Below are 17245 nucleotides of genomic sequence, written 5' to 3'. Positions count from 1 at the left end.
AAAAAACCAGGAAAGGAGTATACCTGCGCGTTGGCGCAAATACAGCCAGAGCGTGCATTGGATTGCATTTTTGCGGGGCGCTACGGAAAAAAAAACCTAAAACCACGCCGTCTGCGGCGCGCTCTGGTCGATTATTTGATCTTCCGGGGCTACTTTATCGATTCAGCTGTAGTAAAATTACGCAATTATTTTTTATCTATTAAGTGTGAGGTTGTCGCAATGTCGGTTTCTAAAAAACCTATGGTACTGGTGATTCTGGATGGCTATGGCTATCGCGAAGACAGCCAGGATAACGCCATCTTTAATGCCAAAACCCCGGTAATGGATGCCCTGTGGGCAAAACGTCCGCATACCCTGATTGATGCGTCTGGCCTGGAAGTTGGCCTGCCCGATCGCCAGATGGGCAACTCCGAAGTCGGTCACGTCAACCTGGGCGCGGGCCGCATCGTGTATCAGGACCTGACCCGTCTGGATGTAGAAATTAAAGAGCGTACTTTCTTCGCTAACCCGGTGCTGACCAATGCGGTCGACCAGGCAAAAAATAGCGGCAAAGCGGTTCACATCATGGGTCTGCTCTCTGCGGGCGGTGTTCACAGCCACGAAGATCACATCATGGCGATGGTAGAAATGGCTGCTGAACGCGGGGCTGAGAAAATCTATCTGCACGCTTTCCTTGATGGTCGTGATACCCCGCCGCGCAGCGCTGAACATTCACTGCAGAAATTCGAAGAGAAATTTGCCGCACTGGGCAAAGGCCGCGTAGCGTCCATCATCGGTCGTTACTACGCGATGGACCGCGACAACCGTTGGGATCGCGTTGAACAGGCTTATGACCTGATGACGTTGGCCAAAGGCGAGTTCCAGTTCGCTACGGCGGTTGAAGGCCTGCAGGCTGCTTATGCCCGCGACGAAAACGACGAATTCGTGAAAGCGACCGTGATCCGTGCTGAAGGCCAGGCTGAAGCCGCCATGGAAGACGGCGATACGCTGATTTTCATGAACTTCCGTGCTGACCGTGCGCGTGAAATCACTCGTGCGTTTGTTAACGCTGACTTCGACGGCTTCGCCCGTAAGAAAGTCGTTAACCTCAACTTTGTGATGCTGACCGAATACGCGGCCGACATCAAAACTGCGGTTGCTTACCCACCAGCATCTCTGGCTAACACCCTTGGAGAGTGGATGGCGAAGCACGACAAAACGCAGTTGCGTATTTCCGAAACCGAAAAATATGCGCACGTGACCTTCTTCTTCAACGGCGGCGTAGAAGAGCCGTTCAAAGGCGAAGACCGCATCCTGATCAACTCGCCGAAAGTTGCGACCTACGATCTGCAGCCGGAGATGAGCTCTGCTGAGCTGACCGAAAAACTGGTTGCGGCGATTGAGAGCGGAAAATACGACACCATCATTTGTAACTACCCGAACGGCGACATGGTTGGTCATACCGGAGTGATGGAAGCAGCGGTTAAAGCGGTTGAAGCGCTGGATCACTGCGTTGAACAGGTCGCAAAAGCGGTTGAATCCGTTGGCGGCCAGTTGCTGATCACCGCAGACCACGGTAACGCAGAGCAGATGCGCGATCCGTCCACCGGTCAGGCGCACACTGCGCACACCAACCTGCCCGTTCCGCTGATTTATGTCGGTGGCAAGAACGTTAAAGCAGTCGAAGGCGGCAAACTTTCTGATATCGCCCCGACGATGCTGACGCTGATGGGTATGGAAATCCCGCAAGAGATGACTGGTAAGCCGCTGTTCATCGTGGAATAATCCCTCCCCATGAGGGGAAAGGCGATTAATACCATCACTCGGGCCGTGAAACCGCGTAAGTTTTCAGTCAGGCCCTTGTTCTACGCCAGCGCGCTTAGCGCTGGCGTATTGCTGTGCGCCTTTTCCGCCCACGCGGACGAACGCGACCAGCTCAAATCTATTCAGGCCGATATCGCGGCAAAAGAACGCGCGGTACGCCAACAGCAACAACAACGCGCCACCCTCCTCGCTCAGCTTAAAGCTCAGGAACAAGCCATCGCCGTTGCCGCAAGGCAGTTGCGCGAAACGCAAAACTCACTGGCGCAGCTGAATGCACAAATCGCAGAGATGAACGCAGCACTCGCGAAGCTGGAAAAACAGCGGGCCGCGCAAGAGCGCAGCCTGGCAGCGCAGCTAGACGCAGCTTTTCGCCAGGGCGAACACACCGGCATTCAGCTCATTCTTAGCGGTGAAGAAAGCCAGCGTGGGCAACGCCTGCAGGCCTATTTCGGCTATCTGAACCAGGCGCGACAGGAAACCATCGCGCAGCTGAAACAAACCCGCGAAGAGGTCGACTCGCAAAAAGCCGAGTTGGAAGATAAGCAGAGCGAACAGCAGACGCTACTGTACGAACAGCGCGCTCAGCAGGCTAAGCTGGAACAGGCACGTAACGAACGCCAGAAAACGCTTTCGAGTCTGGAATCATCGATTCAACAGGGTCAACAGCAACTGGGCGAAATGCGCGCCAACGAATCCCGTCTGCGCAACAGCATTGCTCGCGCCGAAGCCGCGGCCAAAGCGCGCGCGGAACGTGAAGCACGCGAGGCGCAGGCCGTACGTGATAAGCAGAAGGATGCGTCACGAAAAGGCTCAACCTATAAACCGACCGAAAGTGAAAAATCACTGATGTCGCGTACCGGGGGCCTGGGTTCGCCGCGCGGTCAGGCATTCTGGCCCGTTCGTGGTCCAACGTTACATCGTTATGGCGAACAGCTGCAGGGTGAGCTACGTTGGAAGGGGATGGTTATTGGCGCATCCGAAGGCACCGAAGTTAAAGCCATTGCCGATGGTCGCGTCATTCTGGCGGACTGGCTGCAGGGCTATGGCCTGGTGGTCGTCGTTGAACACGGTAAAGGCGATATGAGCCTGTACGGTTATAACCAGAGCGCACTGGTCAGCGTCGGTACGCAGGTTCGCGCCGGGCAGCCTATAGCACTAGTGGGTAGCAGCGGCGGTCAGGGCAGGCCGGCACTCTATTTTGAAATTCGTCGCCAGGGTCAGGCGGTCAATCCACAGCCGTGGTTGGGAAGATAAGTTTTGCCACAACAATTTCGTCGTCTACTACTCTCTCTCGCCAGTCTGCTGGCCTTCGCAACACCTGTATTTGCTGGCAAACTCGCCATCGTCATTGATGATTTCGGCTATCGCCCACACACTGAAAACCAGGTACTGGCGATGCCTTCTACCATCTCCGTTGCCGTTCTGCCTAACGCCCCACATGCGCGTGAAATGGCAATCAAAGCGCATAACAGCGGGCATGAAGTCTTGATCCATCTGCCAATGGCGCCGCTGAGCAAGCAGCCGTTAGAGAAAGACACGTTACGCCCTGAAATGAGCAGCGAAGAGATTGAGCGGATCATTCGCGACGCGGTAAGCAAAGTACCGAATGCGGTCGGTCTGAACAACCATATGGGCAGCGCGATGACCTCCAGTCTTTTCGGCATGCAGAAGGTGATGCAGGCGCTGGAACGCTACGACCTCTACTTCCTGGACAGCATGACCATCGGTAACAGCCAGGCAATGCGCGCAGCGTCAGGCACCGGTGTGAAGGTCATCAAGCGCAAAGTCTTCCTGGATGACACGCAAAACGAAGCCGATATTCGCCGTCAGTTTAATCGTGCCGTCGAGCTTGCACGCCGCAACGGTTCCGCAATCGCCATTGGCCACCCTCACCCGTCTACGGTTCGCGTCCTGCAGCAGATGCTGTATAGCCTGCCAGCCGACATCACGCTGGTTCGCCCAAGCAGCTTGCTCAATGAACCACAGGTGGATACCTCCAAGCCAAACCTCACGCCACCGAAGAACGGTACGCCTGATGCTCCGCGTAATCCTTTCCGCGGGGTGAAATTATGCAAACCGAAACAGCCGTTAGAGCCGGTGTACGCCAGCCGCTTCTTCAGCGTGCTCGGCGAAAGCATCACCCAAAGCACGCTGGTGCAGTATATGCGCCTGCAGTGGCAGGGCTGGCAATAATCAGTCTTTACTATCCAGCGTTAAATGGGCCAGGCGGCGCGGCGTCAATGATTTATCGCGCCACTGGCTAAAACGGATTGCCCACAACAGCACCTGATAACCCAGCTTAACGCTGCAGATATTACTCACCATACGCTTGAACATACCCGATACAAATACTTCAGCAATCATGCGCTGGCGGATTTTCTCGTCCGGCTCTTTACGTATGCAATGACAAACGCGTAGCGCTTCGTAAATCACCTGCTGTTTGAATTCCGGGTAAATTGGAATGCGTCCGGCGTAGTCGTGATTCATCTTATCCAGCAGACGGGTAATTTTGATGTAGTGGCGCTGGTAAGCGAGGTTTTTCAGCCCGGTGCGCGGCAGACGGCTAACAGATGCGCCGTGCAGGAAGTATTTGTACAGCGGGACTTCCGTGTAACGCGCGCGCTTCGCATTAAACATAAACTCCGTTGTCCAGATAATATCCTGGTGGTGCAGGCCAGACAGAAAGGTCAGCCCCGCGTCGCGGATAGTCTGATGACGATAAACGCCCATCCAGACAACGTGCCGCCAACGGCGGCTGGCTAACGCTTTGCGTAACCAGTCTGGCCCGGTCATCACGCCGGTAGAACGAATACGATCGGTAGGAATGGATGCCCAGGTGTGGCCCGTCTCGGCAATACACCAGTCAGCGTTGCACTGCGCAACATCCAGGTTGTCTTTCAGCGCCATATTCATCAGCGTTTCATACATTTCCGGATAGGCAATATCATCGCCGTCTACGTACGCGATATACTCTCCCCTGGCAACTTTCATACCGGTATTGCGCGCCGCAGAAACGCCCCCATTGCGCTGGTGCAGCAGATGAACGTGCGGATAACGATCCGCATAAGACTGAGCAAGCTCCGCAGAGTTATCCGTAGAGCCATCATTAACAATAATGATCTCCAGGTTCTTCCAGGTTTGCGCAATCAGTGAATCCATACACGCAATGAACGGCTCACCCGTGTTGTAAAGCGGCATAATGACGCTCAGGAGACCAGGGGTATAGGTCATATCAAATCCTGCCAAACAGTAGAGTTATCGGCACTTTTTAGCATATTAAGCGGTAGATTTTCAGAAAAAAATATTAATTCTTTAGCGGAAAATGCGCCGGGCAGGAGGAAGCAAAAAGCCCCGGATGGTAATGATAATCAACATCCGGGGACAACACACAGAATCCACAGGGTGGATACGGTTAATCCCAGCTCAGGATCACTTTCCCTGACTGGCCTGAACGCATCGCGTCAAAGCCCTGCTGGAATTCATCGATGGAGAATCGATGGGTGATGATCGGCGACAAATCCAGTCCAGACTGGATCAGTGCAGCCATTTTGTACCAGGTTTCAAACATCTCACGACCGTAGATACCTTTAATAAACAGCCCCTTAAAGATAACTTTCGTCCAGTCGATGGACATATCAGATGGCGGAATACCCAGCATAGCAATACGGCCACCGTGGTTCATGGTGTCCAGCATGGCACGAAACGCTGGCGGCGCCCCTGACATCTCCAGGCCCACATCAAACCCTTCGGTCATACCCAGTTCAGCCATCACGTCGGTCAGATTCTCTTTCGACACGTTGACCGCGCGGGTGATACCCATTTTGCGCGCCAGCTCAAGGCGATACTCATTAACGTCGGTGATCACCACGTGGCGTGCGCCAACATGCTTCGCGACCGCTGCCGCCATAATACCGATTGGACCCGCACCGGAAACCAGCACATCTTCCCCAACCAGATCGAACGACAGCGCCGTGTGCACTGCATTACCGAACGGATCGAAGATAGACGCCAGGTCGTCGGAGATATTGTCCGGGATTTTAAATGCGTTAAATGCCGGGATCACCAGATACTCCGCAAAGCAGCCAGGGCGGTTTACACCGACACCGGTCGTATTGCGGCACAGGTGAGTACGTCCACCGCGGCAGTTACGGCAATGCCCGCAGGTGATATGACCTTCGCCTGAAACACGATCGCCGATTTTAAAGCCTTTAACTTCCTGGCCGATGCCAACAACTTCGCCGACATATTCATGCCCAACGACCATCGGTACCGGGATGGTTTTTTGCGACCATTCATCCCAGTTATAAATGTGAACGTCAGTCCCGCAGATGGCTGTTTTACGGATTTTAATCAGCAAATCGTTATGACCGACTTCCGGTTCAGGAACGTCGGTCATCCAAATGCCCTCTTCCGCTTTCAGTTTGGATAACGCTTTCATTTCACATCCTCAGGCAATAACGCCCAGTTGTTTACCAATGCGTGTGAACGCCTCAACAGCACGCGTAATCTGCTCAGGGGTATGCGCCGCAGACATCTGGGTACGGATACGCGCCTGGCCTTTTGGAACCACCGGATAGAAGAATCCGGTAACGTAAATCCCCTCTTTTTGCAGCTCGCGGGCGAATGCCTGCGCCACTACTGCATCACCCAGCATAACCGGGATGATCGCGTGATCCGCACCGGCTAACGTAAAGCCTGCGGCAGACATTTGCTCGCGGAACTGACGTGCATTCGCCCACAGGCGATCGCGCAGGTCGCTGCCAGCTTCAACCATTTCCAGCACTTTAATGGAAGCCGCAACAATCGCCGGTGCCAGTGAGTTGGAGAACAAATAAGGGCGGGAACGCTGACGCAGCCACTCAACAACTTCTTTGCGCGCTGCGGTGTAACCACCGGATGCACCGCCGAGTGCTTTACCCAGCGTACCGGTGATGATGTCCACGCGACCCATCACGTCACAGTATTCATGGGAGCCACGACCATTTTCGCCGACAAAACCGACGGCATGGGAATCATCAACCATGACCAGCGCGTCGTATTTATCCGCCAGATCGCAAACGCCTTTCAGGTTAGCGATTACCCCATCCATAGAGAACACGCCATCAGTGGCGATCAGGATATGACGAGCGCCCGCTTCACGCGCTTCTTTCAGGCGAGCTTCCAGTTCCACCATATCGTTGTTGGCGTAACGGAAACGTTTTGCTTTACACAGACGCACGCCATCAATGATAGAAGCGTGGTTCAGGGCATCGGAAATAATTGCGTCTTCTGCGCCCAACAGCGTTTCAAACAGGCCGCCGTTGGCGTCGAAGCAAGAAGAGTAAAGGATGGCATCTTCCATACCGAGGAATGCCGCCAGTTTTTGCTCCAGTTGTTTATGGCTGTCCTGGGTACCGCAAATAAAGCGAACCGAAGCCATACCAAATCCGTGAGAATCCATACCCGCTTTTGCCGCTGCAATCAGTTCCGGATGGTTAGCCAGTCCCAGATAGTTGTTCGCACAAAAGTTAATAACGTGGCTTCCATCCGCCACGGTGATATCCGCCTGCTGGGCAGATGTAATAATGCGTTCTTCTTTAAACAATCCTTCCGCACGTGCGGTTTCGAGATCGTTCGTTAACTGTTTGTAAAAATCCCCACGCATTTCAATTCTCCAGACTGGGCAAATTTCAGCACATATTACCCAAAGCTATACGTTGATACGAGATGACGCATCATCACTTCTTCAAAATGAAGCATAAATCACGTGTACCCGCACGGCTTATCGGTGAATGGCTGAAGCCTAAGCCATGTAGTGATATGATAGAAGTATTCGTGTCTGAGATTGTCTCTGACTCCATAATTCGAAGGTTACATTTATGATCATCGTTACCGGCGGCGCGGGCTTTATCGGCAGCAACATCGTTAAGTCCCTGAATGATAAAGGCATCACCGACATCCTGGTGGTGGACAACCTGAAAGACGGCACCAAGTTTGTTAACCTGGTGGATCTGAATATTGCTGACTACATGGACAAGGAAGACTTCCTGATCCAGATTATGGCCGGGGAAGATTTCGGCGATATCGAAGCGATTTTCCACGAAGGCGCATGCTCTTCCACCACCGAGTGGGACGGCAAGTATATGATGGACAACAACTATCAATACTCCAAAGAGCTACTGCACTACTGCCTGGAGCGTGAAATCCCGTTCCTGTACGCATCCTCTGCCGCCACCTACGGCGGTCGCACTTCTGATTTCATCGAATCCCGTGAATATGAGAAACCGCTGAACGTCTACGGCTACTCAAAATTCCTGTTCGACGAGTACGTGCGTCAGATCCTGCCAGAAGCCAATTCACAGATTGTTGGCTTCCGCTATTTCAACGTCTACGGACCGCGTGAAGGCCACAAAGGCAGCATGGCAAGCGTTGCTTTCCACCTCAACACCCAGCTTAACAATGGCGAAACGCCAAAACTGTTTGAAGGCAGTGAAAACTTCAAACGTGATTTCGTTTACGTAGGCGACGTGGCTGCGGTAAACCTGTGGTTCCTAGAAAACGGGGTTTCCGGCATCTTTAACCTCGGTACAGGTCGTGCGGAATCTTTCCAGGCCGTTGCCGATGCTACGCTGGCGTACCACAAAAAAGGCAGCATTGAGTACATTCCATTCCCGGAAAAACTGAAAGGCCGCTACCAGGCATTTACCCAGGCAGATCTGACGAACCTGCGCGCAGCGGGCTATGACAAGCCGTTTAAAACCGTCGCCGAAGGCGTCACGGAATATATGGCCTGGCTGAACCGCGACAACGCTACAAATTCACAAAATCATTCGAGCGGTATCAAGGCGGCAACTAAGTGACAAATTCGTCTGGAACGAATTTGAACTGCCGGAGGCTGCCTTCGGTGAGGGACACGGACGTCCCTCATTCATTCCGGAAGCTTACAAAAGTAAGTGACCGAAGTGAACGCAGGCAGCCAACGCAGAGACAGCTTGAAGGATGAAGTGAATGAAGATTTTGGTGGTTGGCCCGTCTTGGGTGGGCGACATGATGATGTCGCAAAGTCTCTATCGCACGCTCAAGGCGCGCTATCCCCAGGCGATAATCGACGTGATGGCACCTGCATGGTGCCGTCCGTTATTGTCGCGCATGCCAGAAGTCAACGAAGCTATCGCCATGCCGCTGGGGCACGGCGCGCTGGAGATCGGCGAGCGCCGTAAACTCGGCCACAGCCTGCGTGAGAAGCGCTATGACCGCGCTTATGTGCTGCCTAACTCGTTTAAATCCGCTCTGGTGCCATTCTTTGCGGGTATTCCCCATCGTACCGGTTGGCGTGGCGAGATGCGCTACGGTCTGCTGAACGATGCGCGCGTACTGGATAAAGACGCATGGCCACTGATGGTCGAGCGCTATGTGGCTCTGGCTTATGATAAAGGCGTGATGCTGACGGCCAAAGATTTGCCGCAGCCTCTGCTATGGCCACAGTTGCAGGTCAGCGAGGGTGAAAAATCGCTAACCTGTAGCCAGTTCTCCCTTTCAGCCGAACGCCCCATCATCGGTTTTTGCCCCGGTGCGGAATTTGGTCCAGCGAAACGCTGGCCACATTACCACTACGCAGAGTTGGCGAAGCAGTTGATCGATGAAGGCCATCAGATTGTGCTGTTTGGCTCAGCAAAAGACCATGAAGCTGGCAATGAGATCCTGGCAACGCTGAGCACTGAACAGCAAGACTGGTGCCGTAATCTGGCGGGCGAAACACAGCTGGAACAGGCCGTCATTCTGCTCGCCGCCTGCAAAGCGGTCGTCACCAACGATTCTGGATTAATGCACGTGGCCGCAGCACTGAACCGTCCACTGGTCGCATTGTATGGTCCAAGCAGCCCGGATTTTACGCCTCCGCTTTCCCACAAGGCACGTGTCATTCGCCTGATTACGGGGTATCACAAAGTGCGTAAGGGCGATGCGGCAGAAGGCTATCACCAGAGCCTGATTGACATCACACCCCAGCGCGTACTGGAAGAACTCAACGACCTGTTGTTACAAGAGGAAGCCTGACGGATGCGGGTTCTGATCGTTAAAACGTCGTCTATGGGCGATGTACTGCATACGTTGCCCGCATTAACCGATGCGCAGCAGGCTATTCCGGGTATTCAATTTGATTGGGTGGTGGAAGAAGGGTTCGCTCAAATCCCCTCCTGGCATTCAGCCGTTGACCGGGTTATTCCAGTGGCGATCCGTCGCTGGCGTAAAGCCTGGTTTTCAGCGCCGATTAAAGCCGAGCGTAAAGCGTTTCGTGATGCGGTGCGTTTACAGAAGTATGACGCGATAATCGATGCGCAGGGTTTGGTTAAAAGCGCGGCGTTGGTGACACGTCTGGCACGTGGCATCAAGCATGGTATGGACTGGAGCACAGCCCGCGAACCGCTGGCGAGTCTGTTTTATAATCGCAAACATCACATAGCCAAACAGCAGCACGCGGTAGAACGTACGCGCGAATTGTTCGCCAAAAGTCTGGGGTATGCTAAACCGCAGTTGCAGGGTGATTACGCGATTGCGCAGCATTTTATGAATGAACATAAGGCTGATGCAGGCCAGTATGCTGTATTTCTGCACGCCACGACACGTGATGATAAGCACTGGCCAGAAGCCAACTGGCGGGAGCTGATTGGCCTGTTAAATAATACGGGCATCCGTATTAAACTGCCCTGGGGTGCTCCTCATGAAGAAGAGCGCGCCAAAAGGCTGGCAGAAGGGTTTCCCTACGTTGATGTCCTGCCGCGAATGAGTCTGGAAGATGTGGCTCGCATTCTGGCGGGGGCAAAGTTTGTGGTGTCGGTTGATACAGGATTGAGCCATTTAACCGCCGCGTTGGATCGCCCTAATATTACGTTGTATGGCCCAACGGATCCCGGACTGATTGGGGGATATGGGAAGAATCAATACACACAGCAAAGCCATTCCGGAAAATTGCAGGATCTGGATGCTAACTTAGTCAACATATCGCTAGTTGATAATAATTTGCTCTAACTTTAAGAGATGAACCATGCTTCGCCAACACATGTTTTCTCGCTTTATTTATAGTATAAAAAATAATCCATTCGATTTTATATACTTCTTATTTTACGCTGGGATCCTGGCAACGCTTGCGATGGTGCTGGTCAATCCAGATGAAGCGCTGAAGGTATTTATTTTCTCCACGGCGCTATCTCTACCGCTTATAGGAAAAAATATAAAACATGTGTGCAGTAACAAACAAAACCTGGTTTTACCTGTTATGTTGTTGCTCTTCGGTTTACTCCAGATTATTTGGGTAGAAATATTTAAACAGCCAGGATCTGCTTTTACCGGAGCCTATAGGTCATACCAGAACGGTGGCAAAGTGATGATTTTTGCCGCACTGGTTATGACCGCTTTGGCATCGCGAGAGCCATGTGCCAACACAACTCGCATCACCAGTATCTGGACGATTCTTACAGCAATAGGCCTGTATCTTTTCGCAGGCTACGAGGTCGCCGGGGCACCAGATATTATGACCTACCGTGTTGCGCTGGGCTTTGAACACCAAACCGGCACAGCCTACGCTCTGACGCTAATTGCATTATTAGCCTCTCAGGCCATTATTAATCTGCGTCTAAAACACACCGTTGCACTCTATCTGTTACATTTTTTGATATCGCTGGCAGTCATCATCACAACGCAAACTCGAGCTGCTATTTTGGTATACCCGATCCTGAGTGTCGGCCTATTCCTGATGTACTATCGTCACAACCGCACTATGCTATTAAGGGCACTGCTGGGTTTTGTAATACTGGTGGGGGCTGCTGCAATCCCCTTAAAACCAATCATTGAAAGCCGCTATCAGAACTTCCTGGTTGATCTGCACTCTTATAATCAAAACAATAGTAATACTTCTATCGGCGCGAGACTGGCGATGCAACGGGCAGGTATTGAAGCCGGGAAAGTGCACCACTGGGGACAGTCACTCGAACAACGCGGAGCAGAAATTCAGCGACTTGCGGTGCAGGACACCTCGCTGCAAGGGGCACTTGAGTTCATTAACGTCCACCTGCATAACGAAATAGTTGATACCTTCTCACTAAAAGGCATCCCTGGTGTTGTTGTGCTACTCTTGCTCTATACTGCCATGTTTTTAATAGCTTACTGGCAACGTAGTCCTCTGTTGTTCGTCGTCTCAGGCGCTATCGCAGTCTATGGCTTGAGTGATTTATTATTATATGCCAAAGGTGAAGCCCTGAGCAGCGTGCTGGCGTTATGTGTAGCAGCAGTACTGAGCTCGAGTCCAACAAGAGAACGATGCCATGGTTAACGCTTCCGGTTATTTACTGAGCATTATTATACCTACATACAACAACGCTGAACTCATCACAGCGACGTTGGCGTCTATACATCAGAGCATCACTGATGATGTGGAGATAATAATTGTTAATGATGGCTCTACGGATTTAACCGAAGAGCGTATAAATGCGTTTTACCGCGAAAAAGATTGTCATAATGTTAAATATATAAGTCAAAAAAATCAGGGTGTTGCAATCACCCGTAACGTTGGGCTTGCTCATGCGACAGGGAAATATATTGGTTTTGTAGACAGTGATGATATTGTCTGCCAGAATTATTTTACAATTCTCCTACCTAAGTTAAGAGACGAAAAATATGACATCATCGAATTTAACTTAACTCGAGATATAAACAATTTGTATAAGAACGCGCCTAAAATAGAAAACAACATTACCCAGCGCGAAATAATCTTATCAGATGACAATTACGCCCCTCTATTACCAACATTCAAGGCAGGGCAATGGCATCTGATGACAAAAATCTTTCACCGCAATATCATTGGTAGCGATAAGTTCGAGGAACATCGTCGCTACGAAGACATGATTTTTTGCCCATTCCAGTATTTTAAATGCCATAAGATTCTAAAAATCGAGAATAAGTTATATTACTACCGAGTAAACGATAAAAGTATTACCGAGAACATTATTGATAGTGACGCTGACAGCATCTTCTTTGCTATGCGAAAAATGTATAACTATATTAATGAAAATAGGTCCAAGCGTACTGTTGCGACATTTATGATTATCAATTGCTTTCTCGAAGGACGTAAACTTTTACGCAAGAAAAAAGGCTATTATCGCTATAGCGAGAGTATGCTAAATGACATTCAGAATGCACTTGCATGCTGCGATACGAAAATCGTTAAGAAGAAAATAATTCTGAAGATGAAATATCCCCATATCGATCGTTCTATTTCTGAAACAAGATATAAGATAATATCTGCTTGCAAAAGCTTATTCTTGCGAAAGGGATTTTAACATGTTTGAAAAAGTTGACCGGATTCTTATTTGCAAGCTCAAGTTTTATGGGGATGTTCTGCTAACTACGCCTGTCATTGCCAGCATTCGGGCACGTTATCCACAAGCTAAGATCGATCTGTTGCTCTATAAAGATACCAAAGCAATCTTAGCTGCCCATAAAGATATCAATAATTTTTATCTGATTGAGAAAAAGCAAGGCCTGCTGTCAACAGTGAAAAATTACCTTTCAGTACGTAAACAACTGAAAAAAAATCACTACGACCTGATCGTTAACCTCACCGAACAATGGCCGATCGGCGCTCTTATAGCGTCTTTGCGTTGCCCTTCAATTGCTTTTGAGCGCGAAAAAGATCAGTGGAACCGACTTTTTACGCGAGTAACGCCATCCATTGGAACACATATTGTTGAACAAAATTTATCTATTCTAAAAGGTATCGGGTTTAGCGAAACAGAACTGAAGAAAGAGATGTCTCTTTGTTATCGCCCTGACGACTATCAACATTTAGTTACCCTACTCCCGGAATTGCCTTCACAAAAATATGTCGTTATTCAACCCACTGCCAGACAAGAGTTTAAATGCTGGGACGATGAAAAATTCGCGCATGTTATAGACCACCTTCATCGGTGTGGTCTGCATGTTTATCTTACCTGTGGGCCAGCGCTAAGTGAGCAGCAGCAGGTTCAGCGCATTGCTGAACTGTGTCAATCCACCCCTGATCTGACGCTGGCAGGTAAAACCACCTTTTTGCAGTTGGCTGCATTGATCGAGCATGCAGTTCTGTACATTGGCGTCGATTCTGCTCCTATGCATATGGCAGCGGCGCTAAAGACACCGCAGGTCTGCCTGTTTGGCGCCACCAATTATCAACAGTGGAAGCCATGGTCAAATAAAGCTTTATTGATTTGGGCTGGCGATTATCATCCGATGCCTTCTCGAGATAAACTCGACAGATCTAAAAAATATCTAACATGGATACCGGAGCAAGCTGTGATTGACGCTATCGATAAGGTACTTCATGATAGTGACAATATAAAAGGTAATGAGAAAGCATAAATGGACAGCAAAAAAAACGTTATTAACATTGCTTACTGTACAGATGCCAATTATCTGGAATATGTAGCAGTGTCCATTATGTCTGTCATAATGAACAATCCGGGGCAAGATCTGTCATTCTTCGTCTTTGTCTATGACGTTACAGATGAAGAAATCAATAAACTGCGTTCTACCAGTGATAAAATTCAGGTTATCAATATCGATAAGGAAGAGATTGAAAAGTATAACAATGACTTTGCAATCAAACACCTGAACCGTTCAATCTATATGCGATTAGCGGTCCCACGACTGCTTAGGGATAAGGTAGAGTCTTTTATCTATTTAGATGCAGACACACTGTGCTTCGACAGCATTCATGAAATTAATAACATTGACATTAGTGAAGTTATTTGTGCCGTCAGTCATGATTCGCTTGATAATAGTAGCAACAAAAATGCGAAACGATTAAATTTAACGACAGATTTTTATTTCAACTCCGGATTTATGTATATTAATATCAAAAAATGGACTGAACATAATATTGAAATAAAAGCCAACCAAATATTGTTCGATCGGGTCAAAAATCTCCCTTATCCGGATCAAGATGCTCTGAACATTGCTATTAATGGCAATGTTAAATTTATTGATAACAAATGGAATTTTTTATTTAACTGGTTTACTGAACAACAGAAAGAGACCTTCTTTTTTCAAAAAGATACTCTACCACGTATTATCCATTTCACGGGTGGAAGGAAACCCTGGTATAAAGAACACACTGGGCTTTCACAGCAACTTTATCTTTTCTACCATCATTTCACGCCATGGCGAAATACTGAACTACGGTCTTATGCTCCACGTATGAGGCCTACTGATTATCGTGTTTACTCACGTCAGGAAGCCCAAAAGGGAAATTACTGTGCCTCTCTCAAATGGTATATGAAATACCTTAAGACTAAATTACGTTAATAAAAAACTCCCTTACGGGAGTTTTTTATTATTTTTTTAATTTTTCACGCAAATAACCAATATAACTGATTACTGAGGCGAAATACTTCCCTTGTAACCTTTCATGGCGTGACTTCTTTTTGTACTGTTTTGGCGTTCTGGCAGGTAGCAGTGGAACTGTCGCCCACGGAGAAGCCTTCCAGGCTTCAACAAAGTACTGTGCTGAAGGATAGTTAGCCCATGAATTCCAGGGTTTAGTTACACCAACATAATGAATAAGAATAGTGTCATTGGTGATGTATTCTTTATATCGAGAAGTGTCTTTACTCTTTAACTCTTGTTTAATGCCATATATTGCATCGTAGATTCTAGGTAGAAAAATGGTTTTCCCTAAAAACATAATATTCAAAACATCCTGATCAAGAAACGCAAATTTCTTGGTTTTGTCCAACAGAATAGAAAATGCTTTAGCGAAAAACTGGTGTTCCTTCCACTTCTTTAAATTAGCAAAAATAACACCAGCATTAAAATATTGCTCAACAAATTCCGGAACGTTAAGTCGAGTGGCAGCATATGAACGACTGTCATCAATATCTTGAATAACTGCAGCCACATGATGCTCAAACTGAATTTTTGTTAATTCAATCAACGACCCTTTACATACCACATCGGCATCTATATATAATAAATTATCAATTTTTTCACTAAGATACTCAAATGCAATAAACCTAAAATAGGTCGCATAAGACCACGCATTCCCGCATGGCAAAACCTTTAATCCTTCAGCATTCATCACATAAACAGTTATATTCGTTGAATACTGCTTTGCTAATATTTCTAATTTTTGCTGATAGTCTGAGTCAATATAATCAGTAAAAAGATGAAAATGAATATTGATATCTTGATTATGTAGTAAAACGGACGACATCGAAACCGCCGCGCCAAACATAAAGTTCTGATCAACCCCCCAGGCGATATTGAGCTGTGGGTTTTGTTCTTTTGGAGCACCAAAGAACTCAATGGTATCCTTGATAGACTGATGACAATCAAAATTCATGTACTACACCTTTTCAATATGCTATCTGACAATTATATGCACAACTAACTAGTGTGACCGTGCGTTATGTAGTTTATTTTTTATATACATTACATGACTAAGCACCGAACGGATATATTTACGTTGTACCCTTTCATGCCGTGACTTGCGTTTATATAGTTTTGCCGTATTTGCATTTAATAAAGATTTTTCCGCCCATGCTGATTTTTTATAGGCATCTATAAAAAACTTGGCTACCGGGTATTTGGCCCATGAATGCCATGGTTTAGTAACACCGACATAGTGTATTAATACCGTATTATCGGTGATGAAATTCTGATATAGTTTATCATTCTTATTTTTCAATTCCTGATCAACACCATAAATACAGTTAAAATCTCTTCTCAGGAAAATAACATTACCGACAAACAAGATGTTCAGCACATCCTGATCAAAATAAAGAAGCTCTTTTTGACGTTTGTCTAAAATGGAAAATGCTTTAGTCAACAGCTGCTGTTCACGCCACACTTCGAGATTGGCAAATACCACGCCAGAGTTAAAGTAACCGTTACTCAGTTCAGGAATGCCGAGCCTGTTGCCGGATTTAATACGCACATCATCGATATCATTGATGACAGCCGCATATTCCCCACAGAAATTAATCTCCGTAAGCTCTTGCAATGAACCTTTACAGATAACATCGGCATCAAGATACAGTACAGAGCTTAGCTCCGTACTTAAATATTCAAATGCAAGATAACGATAGTACATCGCATAAGTCCATGATTTCGTACTCGGTAGTTCACGAAATACCGCGTTATCGAACACAAGAACCGTCACAGTCGTACTATACATTTGGGTCAGGCGTTTTACACTCTCCAGATAATCGTCATCTATATAGTCTGTTGCTATATAAAAGTGAATATCAATATCTGGGTTATTCACTAATACTGAGGTCATTGAAATGCCAGAGCCAAATAAAAAATTACGGTCGACACCATACGCAACACTTAGTTTTTTACTCTTCTCATGCGTAGAGCTGTCTATGACGTATTTTTGAGTAACTAACTTCTGGAAATCAATGTTCATAATAAAATGGCCTCAAACTTTATG

15 protein-coding genes are annotated in these 17245 nt (G+C 48.2%); 10 read left to right on the top strand and 5 right to left on the bottom strand.

Features of this window, described 5'->3' with window-relative positions; translation table 11 throughout:
- Positions 1–219 precede the first annotated feature (219 nt).
- The 3 genes from gpmM to LY264_RS00640 are packed head-to-tail and all read left to right on the top strand — an operon-like array spanning position 220 to position 3996.
- The gene (gpmM, locus tag LY264_RS00650; protein WP_003827325.1) at positions 220–1764 is read left to right on the top strand and encodes a 2,3-bisphosphoglycerate-independent phosphoglycerate mutase; all 1545 of its coding nucleotides are present in this window, start codon (positions 220–222) and stop codon (positions 1762–1764) included.
- A gap of 33 nt (positions 1765–1797) precedes the next feature.
- The gene (envC, locus tag LY264_RS00645; protein WP_231587333.1) at positions 1798–3057 is read left to right on the top strand and encodes a murein hydrolase activator EnvC; all 1260 of its coding nucleotides are present in this window, start codon (positions 1798–1800) and stop codon (positions 3055–3057) included.
- A gap of 3 nt (positions 3058–3060) precedes the next feature.
- Positions 3061–3996 carry a divergent polysaccharide deacetylase family protein gene (locus LY264_RS00640; RefSeq protein ID WP_048227316.1) on the top strand — a complete coding sequence of 312 codons (936 nt, stop codon included), beginning with the start codon at positions 3061–3063 and terminating at the stop codon, positions 3994–3996.
- On the opposite strand, the gene LY264_RS00635 is transcribed toward LY264_RS00640, so the two are convergent.
- The 3 genes from LY264_RS00635 to kbl form a co-directional block, all read right to left on the bottom strand.
- Entirely contained in the window at positions 3997–5034 is a 1038-nt protein-coding gene (locus tag LY264_RS00635) for a glycosyltransferase (RefSeq protein WP_048215306.1), read from the bottom strand.
- Between the two features lie 181 nt (positions 5035–5215).
- Positions 5216–6241 (bottom strand): L-threonine 3-dehydrogenase, encoded by a 1026-nt coding sequence (tdh, locus tag LY264_RS00630; RefSeq protein ID WP_003024132.1) that lies wholly within the window; start codon positions 6239–6241, stop codon positions 5216–5218.
- A 9-nt stretch (positions 6242–6250) separates the two neighbouring features.
- Positions 6251–7447 (bottom strand): glycine C-acetyltransferase, encoded by a 1197-nt coding sequence (kbl, locus tag LY264_RS00625; RefSeq protein ID WP_003827313.1) that lies wholly within the window; start codon positions 7445–7447, stop codon positions 6251–6253.
- Between the two features lie 214 nt (positions 7448–7661).
- Between kbl and rfaD the strand changes: the two genes are divergently transcribed.
- From rfaD to LY264_RS00590, 7 genes are all read left to right on the top strand, one after another.
- On the top strand, positions 7662–8642 hold the full coding sequence (gene rfaD, locus LY264_RS00620) for an ADP-glyceromanno-heptose 6-epimerase (RefSeq protein WP_048227317.1): 981 nt from the start codon (positions 7662–7664) through the stop codon (positions 8640–8642).
- A gap of 148 nt (positions 8643–8790) precedes the next feature.
- The gene (gene rfaF, locus LY264_RS00615) at positions 8791–9837 is read left to right on the top strand and encodes an ADP-heptose--LPS heptosyltransferase RfaF (protein ID WP_048227318.1); all 1047 of its coding nucleotides are present in this window, start codon (positions 8791–8793) and stop codon (positions 9835–9837) included.
- A gap of 3 nt (positions 9838–9840) precedes the next feature.
- Positions 9841–10809: a lipopolysaccharide heptosyltransferase RfaC gene (rfaC, locus tag LY264_RS00610; RefSeq protein ID WP_048227319.1), complete on the top strand. Its 969-nt coding sequence runs from the start codon at positions 9841–9843 to the stop codon at positions 10807–10809.
- A gap of 16 nt (positions 10810–10825) precedes the next feature.
- Positions 10826–12109, top strand: a complete 1284-nt coding sequence (locus LY264_RS00605) for an O-antigen ligase family protein (RefSeq protein WP_171845980.1) — start codon at positions 10826–10828, stop codon at positions 12107–12109.
- Complete coding sequence (locus LY264_RS00600; protein ID WP_048227320.1) at positions 12102–13115, top strand: glycosyltransferase family 2 protein; 1014 nt, start codon at positions 12102–12104, stop codon at positions 13113–13115. The genes LY264_RS00605 and LY264_RS00600 overlap by 8 nt, the downstream gene beginning before the upstream one ends.
- Position 13116: 1 nt before the next feature.
- Positions 13117–14172 carry a lipopolysaccharide core heptosyltransferase RfaQ gene (gene rfaQ, locus LY264_RS00595; RefSeq protein WP_048227321.1) on the top strand — a complete coding sequence of 352 codons (1056 nt, stop codon included), beginning with the start codon at positions 13117–13119 and terminating at the stop codon, positions 14170–14172.
- Complete coding sequence (locus LY264_RS00590; RefSeq protein WP_048227322.1) at positions 14173–15117, top strand: glycosyltransferase family 8 protein; 945 nt, start codon at positions 14173–14175, stop codon at positions 15115–15117.
- Between the two features lie 28 nt (positions 15118–15145).
- Here LY264_RS00590 and LY264_RS00585 read toward each other — a convergent pair whose 3' ends face one another.
- Both LY264_RS00585 and LY264_RS00580 read right to left on the bottom strand, forming a co-directional pair.
- A complete protein-coding gene (locus LY264_RS00585; protein WP_048227323.1) occupies positions 15146–16153 on the bottom strand; it encodes a glycosyltransferase family 8 protein in 1008 nt (335 codons plus the stop codon).
- A 48-nt stretch (positions 16154–16201) separates the two neighbouring features.
- Positions 16202–17221 carry a glycosyltransferase family 8 protein gene (locus tag LY264_RS00580; protein WP_048227324.1) on the bottom strand — a complete coding sequence of 340 codons (1020 nt, stop codon included), beginning with the start codon at positions 17219–17221 and terminating at the stop codon, positions 16202–16204.
- Between the last annotated feature and the right edge of the window lie 24 nt (positions 17222–17245).

It is taken from the genome of Citrobacter portucalensis (genome assembly GCF_023374935.1).
GTDB classification, from domain to species: Bacteria; Pseudomonadota; Gammaproteobacteria; order Enterobacterales; family Enterobacteriaceae; genus Citrobacter; species Citrobacter portucalensis.
Note: the sequence above shows the minus strand (reverse complement) of the source record. Positions and strands in the feature narration are given on the sequence as shown.